The sequence below is a fragment of the Halochromatium sp. genome, from assembly GCF_046541315.1.
Taxonomy (GTDB): domain Bacteria; phylum Pseudomonadota; class Gammaproteobacteria; order Chromatiales; family Chromatiaceae; genus Lamprobacter.
This window is the reverse complement of the sequence record NZ_JBKHDN010000186.1, coordinates 1-5,482: the sequence shown is the minus strand read 5'-3', so window position 1 is coordinate 5,482 and position 5,482 is coordinate 1. Positions and strand designations below refer to the sequence as shown.

The window sequence follows — 5,482 nt, the reverse complement described above, 5'->3', positions numbered from 1 at the left end:
TGATGCTCATGAACACCGCGGCGGACGCGATGTCCTTGGCGCGCGCGGAAAGCTCGTTACGCTCCAGGCCAACGCGGTCGACATTGGCCTCGATCGCCGAGTTGAGCAGCTCGACCACTGGCACCAGCAACAGGCTGCCGACCAGCATGGCGCGCTCGACCGGCGACTCGCCGAGCCAGAGCGCCAGCGGGATCAGGAAGATGAGGACGAAGACCTCTTGGCGAAAGGCCTCCTCAAGCTCGTAGCAGGCCTTGAAGCCCTTCATCGAGTAGCCGAAGGCATAGAGGATCCTCCGCCAGCCGCTGACGTTGTGGTTGGCCATGGTCGCGTTTCAATCTCCCGGTGATGATTCAGGGCCGCAGGCCCTGACCGCACTCTCTGCTCCCAGAGGGCGGCCCGATGCGTCTGAGGTCACGTGCGTCTGAGGTCGCGTGCGTCCGAAGTAGTCAGGTCAGCGGCGATGCTGCGCGGGCTTCCAGGCGACATCGAGCTGACGCGCGGCACGTACGTCGTCGAGCCGCCGCAAGGGCAGGCTGTATGGCGCCTGCTTGACCGTCTCCGGCTCGTGCTCGGCCTCGGCGCGAATCTTGATCATCGCCTCGACGAAGCCGTCGAGCGCCTCCTTGGACTCGGTCTCGGTCGGCTCGATCAGCAGGCACTCGGGCACCAACAGCGGGAAGTAGGTGGTCGGCGCATGGTAGCCATAATCGAGCAGGCGCTTGGCGAAGTCCATGGCGTTGACGCCGAAGTCCTTGGCCTCTTTCTTGAGCGTGACGATGAACTCGTGGCTGGCGCGCCGCCCCGGATAGGCGAGCTGGAAACCGGCCTCGCGCAGGCGGGCCTGGAGGTAATTGGCGTTGAGGGTGGCGAACTCGGAGACCCGGCGCATGCCCTCGGCGCCGAGCAGGCGCGCGTAGATATAGGCACGCAGCAGGATGCCCATGTTGCCGCCGAAGGCGGTCAGGCGGCCGATGCTCTCTGGGCGGTCGTCCTCGTCGAGCCACCGATAGCGCTCGTCGTCGTCCTGGGTCACGAGCGGGATCGGCAGATAGGGCTCGAGCCGCTTCGAGACCCCAACTGGACCCGCGCCCGGTCCGCCGCCACCGTGCGGGGTCGAGAAGGTCTTGTGCAGGTTCATGTGGATGACATCGAAGCCCATGTCGCCGGGACGGACCTTGCCGAGGATGGCGTTGAGGTTGGCGCCGTCGTAATAGAGCAGGCCACCGGCCTCATGCACGGTCTTGGCGATGGCTTGGATGTTGCGATCGAAGACGCCGACGGTGCTCGGATTGGTGAGCATGATGCCGGCGGTCTGCGGACCGACGGCCTCGCGCAGCGCATCGATATCGACATCGCCGTTGCTGCCGGTCGGCACCTCGCGCACCTTGAAACCGGCCATGATCGCCGAGGCCGGGTTGGTGCCATGCGCCGCGTCCGGCACCAGCATCTCGCGCCGGTCGTGATCGCCGCGCGCATCGTGATAGGCGCGGATCATCATCACCCCGGCCAGCTCGCCCTGGGCGCCGGCGGCTGGCGCCAGCGAGACCGCGTGCATGCCGGTGACGCTCTTCAGCATGTCCTGCAGCTCATGCAGGCAGGCCATGATGCCCTGGCTATGGCTTTCTGGCGCGGCGGGGTGACGCGCCAGGAAGCCGGGCAATGAGGCCAGGCTATTACAGGCGCGCGGGTTGTACTTCATCGTGCAAGAGCCGAGCGGGTAGCAGTGCGTGTCGATGGAAAAGTTCTGCTGCGAGAGCCGGGTGTAATGGCGCACGGCCTGCAGCTCGGAGACCTCGGGCAGCGCGGCGCGCTGCGTGCGCCGCAGCGCCTGGGGCAGATCGGCATGATCGGCCGTTGCAAGCGGCGCCTGCGCGGTGGCGCGGCGGCCAGGACGGGAGTGTTCGTGGATCAGCATGGCGGTGGTGGGGCGTGAGGAGTGAGTGATTAGGAGTGAGGAGTGAGGGGTTGGTTGTCAGTAGCTACCCAGTGTCTGCTTCCCGACGATCGCTGGACAGTGGCGCGGACATCGGGAATCCATTGATGGACAGGGTCTTAGGCCGCTTGAGCGATCACCAGTGCGCTCGCGAGTGCCTCGCGATAGGCGGCGATCTCGGCGTCGGTGCGCTTCTCGGTGGCGCAGATCAGCACCGCCGAACCCAGCTCTGGATACTCGCGCCCAAGATCGAAGCCGCCGAGGATGTCCTGCTCGGCGAGCGCTGCCAGCACCGTCTCGGTCGGTGCTGGCAGGCGCAGTGCGCGCTCGTGGAAGGCGGGGGCGTCGAAGATCGGCTCGACGCCGGGCACCTCGCACAACTGTTGCGCCAGCCGGGCGGTGTTGGCATGGCAGGCGGCGGCGACGCGTTCGAGACCCTCGGCGCCGAGGATCGCCATGTGGATGGTCGCGGCGGTCACCAGCAGCCCCTGATTGGTGCAGATATTCGAGGTCGCCTTGGAGCGGCGGATGTGCTGCTCGCGCGCCTGCAGGGTCAGGGTGTAGCCGACCTTGCCCTCGAGGTCTTCGGTCCTGCCGGCGATGCGGCCCGGCAGCTGGCGGATGAAGGCCTGCTTGCAGCACAGGAAACCGAGATAGGGGCCGCCGGAGGCGAGCGGCATCCCCAGCGGCTGGCCCTCGCCGCAGGCGAGATCGGCACCGGCCTGGCCCCAGTCACCCGGCGGCGAGAGCAGGGCGAGGGCGACCGGATTGACCAGGCCGATCACCAGCGCATCGCGCGCCTGCGCCCAGTCGGTCAGCGCGTCGACGTCCTCGAGCACGCCGAAGACGTTGGGCTGCGGCACCACCAGCGCGGCGAAGGGCGCATCGGCGACCGCCTCGCAGTCCGCGACCCGCGTCTGTCCACTGCGCCTGTCGAAGTCGATCTCGACCAGCTCGATGCCCTGATGCTGGACGATGCTGGCGACGGTGCGGCGATAGAACGGATGCACGCTGCGCGGCATCAGCACGCGCGGCTGTTTCACCTTGCGGTTCGAGCGCACCGCCATCAGCACCGCTTCGGCCAATGCCGAGGCGCCGTCGTAGAGCGAGGCGTTGGAGACATCGAGCCCGGTCAGCGCGGTCATCATCGACTGGAACTCGTAGAGCACCTGCAGCGTGCCCTGGCTGGCCTCGGCCTGATAGGGCGTGTAGGCGCTGTAGAACTCGCCGCGGGTGGCGATCTGCCAGACGGCGGCGGGGATGTGATGGTCATAGGCGCCGGCGCCGATGAAGCAGGTCGGCTCGCCATCGGCGCGCGCGCGCGCTTGCAGCAGCTGGGTGACTTCCATTTCGCTCAGACCAGCGGGGACGCCGTCCAGGCCCTGGGCGCGCAGCTCGGCGGGGATCTCGTCGAACAGCGCGTCGATGCTGTCGACGCCGATGGCGTCGAGCATGCCGGCGATGTCCTCGTCGGTGTGCGGGATGAAGGGCATGGTGGTTCAGCCCTCGTCGGCGAGGAGCTGCTCGTAGCCGCCGGCGTCCATCAGGTCGTCGAGCTGGCTTGGGTCCGAGAGCTTGAGCTGGAAGATCCAGCCGTCGCCATAGGCATCCTCGTTGATCGTCTCGGGCGCGCCATCGAGCGCCTCATTGGCGGCGACGACCTCGCCGCTGAGCGGGCTATAGATGTCGGACGCCGCCTTGACCGATTCGACCACCGCGCAGGCATCCTTGATGGCGACCTGCTTGCCGATCTCGGGCAGCTCGACGAAGACCAGATCGCCGAGGGCCTCCTGCGCGTGATCGGTGATGCCGACGGTGACGGTGCCGTCGCCGTTGTCCTTGACCCATTCGTGGGACTCGGTGTACTTCAGTTCGGTTGGGATGGTGCTCATTGGAGAGACTCCTGAGAAATCGCGTCGCGGTTGAAGCGGCGGCGGTTGGCGATATGGCCCGCAGAGCAGCTGCCCTTGAGCCTGGTGTGTGCGAGAAAAGAGCAGCACCACGGAGACAGGCCGAGGCCGCCCCGCTGGAATCCGTCTGCGGCGCTGTGCAGCGCTGGTGATCGAGGTTTCGTCCGTCGTCGGCACTGAACTTGACGAAGATAACGCGCGCTGCATCATTCGGGGGACGCCTGATGCCTGTTAGCCGAGGGCGATACGGGCCTTGCCGTGGCGCACGAACGGCGGTTTCACCACCCGCGCGGGCACGGCCTTGCCGCGGATCTCGACCGCGCATGAGTCGCCCATGCCGGGCTGGACCCGCGCCAGCGCGATGCTGCGTTGCAGGGTGGGCGAGAAGCCGCCGGAGGTGACCTCGCCGACCGGCTGGCCGTCGACCAGCACCGGCTGATGGCTCCTCAGCACCCCGCGCCCGATCAGCAGCAGGCCAACGAAGTCGCGCAGGCCGCCCCGCGAGCGCTGCGCTTCGAGCGCCGCGCGGCCGATGAAGTCGCGCCCGGGCGGCTCGAAGGCGACGGTCCAGCCGAGACCGGACTCGAGCGGCCCGATCTCTTCGGTCATGTCTTGGCCATAGAGGTTCATCCCGGCCTCCAGGCGCAGGGTGTCGCGCGCGCCGAGCCCGCAGGGCGTCACGCCGGCGGCGATGAGCGCTTGCCACAGGTCGACGACCTCGGTGGCTGGCAGCAGGATTTCGAAGCCATCCTCGCCGGTGTAGCCGGTGCGTCCGACCAGCCAGTCGCCCTGTTCGGTGGCGAAGAAGGGCCTGAGCGCCAGGGCCGGCGCGCGGAGCGCCTCCGGCAGCAGCGCCGCGGCCTCGGCGCGGGCCTGCGGGCCTTGTACCGCGAGCATGGCCAGATCGTCGCGGCTGTTGATGCCGACCGCGGCGCCTTGGATGCAGGCCTGCATCCAGGCCAGATCCTTGTCTGCGGTCGCGGCATTGACCACGGCCCGATAGCGGTTGGGACCCAGGTAATAGCAGATCAGATCGTCGATGACACCGCCGTCGGCATTGAGCATGCAGCTGTAGAGCGCCTTGCCCGGCTGCTTGAGCTTGGCGACATCGTTGGCCAGGAGCCGTCGCAGGAAAACCAGCGCATCGGCGCCTTGGATGTCGATCGGGCGCATGTGCGAGACATCGAAGACCCCGGCCTGCTGGCGCACCGCATGATGCTCGTCGAGCTGAGAGCCGTAATGCAGTGGCATGTCCCAGCCGCCGAACGGCACGAGGCGGGCGCCGAGGCGTTCGTGCTCGGAAAAGAGGGGGGTTCTGGATCCCATGCGGCGACTCCGGTTGGCGGCCGCTGTTGCTGGCAACGAGGGCGCGCGGTTTAAGACAGACGAGCCAGCGCCACAGCCGTGACTGCGCGCGCCGCCCCTCTGTCCTGAACCTGAGAGTTTGCGTCGAGCGCCAAGCGTGCTCGCTTGCCGCGAGCCCTGGGTGGCGCCGATCGCTGCCCCGTCGGTGGGCTACTGCCGTAGCCGCTCTCCAGAGTTGGTATGGGTCCCGCAGTCCTTTTGCCTGAGCGATTCCGGGCGGACGTTGCGCCTTCGGCGCCGGTCGAAGACCGGTCTCTCCTGCGGGAATAAACCA

5 protein-coding genes and 1 riboswitch are annotated in these 5,482 nt (G+C 67.7%); all 5 genes read right to left on the bottom strand.

Annotated features, from left to right (window positions below; genetic code table 11):
- A partial coding sequence (locus ACLFQI_RS11145; protein WP_410759347.1) for a diacylglycerol kinase occupies positions 1–322 on the bottom strand: 322 nt, incomplete at its 3' end.
- A 129-nt stretch (positions 323–451) separates the two neighbouring features.
- Entirely contained in the window at positions 452–1,915 is a 1,464-nt protein-coding gene (gcvPB, locus tag ACLFQI_RS11140; RefSeq protein ID WP_410759345.1) for an aminomethyl-transferring glycine dehydrogenase subunit GcvPB, read from the bottom strand.
- A gap of 137 nt (positions 1,916–2,052) precedes the next feature.
- Positions 2,053–3,426, bottom strand: coding sequence for an aminomethyl-transferring glycine dehydrogenase subunit GcvPA (gene gcvPA, locus ACLFQI_RS11135; RefSeq protein ID WP_410759344.1), 1,374 nt, complete (start codon positions 3,424–3,426; stop codon positions 2,053–2,055).
- Positions 3,427–3,432: 6 nt separating this feature from the next.
- Positions 3,433–3,825 carry a glycine cleavage system protein GcvH gene (gene gcvH / locus ACLFQI_RS11130; RefSeq protein ID WP_410759342.1) on the bottom strand — a complete coding sequence of 131 codons (393 nt, stop codon included), beginning with the start codon at positions 3,823–3,825 and terminating at the stop codon, positions 3,433–3,435.
- Between the two features lie 249 nt (positions 3,826–4,074).
- Positions 4,075–5,169 carry a glycine cleavage system aminomethyltransferase GcvT gene (gene gcvT, locus ACLFQI_RS11125; RefSeq protein ID WP_410759341.1) on the bottom strand — a complete coding sequence of 365 codons (1,095 nt, stop codon included), beginning with the start codon at positions 5,167–5,169 and terminating at the stop codon, positions 4,075–4,077.
- A 219-nt stretch (positions 5,170–5,388) separates the two neighbouring features.
- Positions 5,389–5,479: riboswitch (glycine riboswitch) on the bottom strand.
- Between the last annotated feature and the right edge of the window lie 3 nt (positions 5,480–5,482).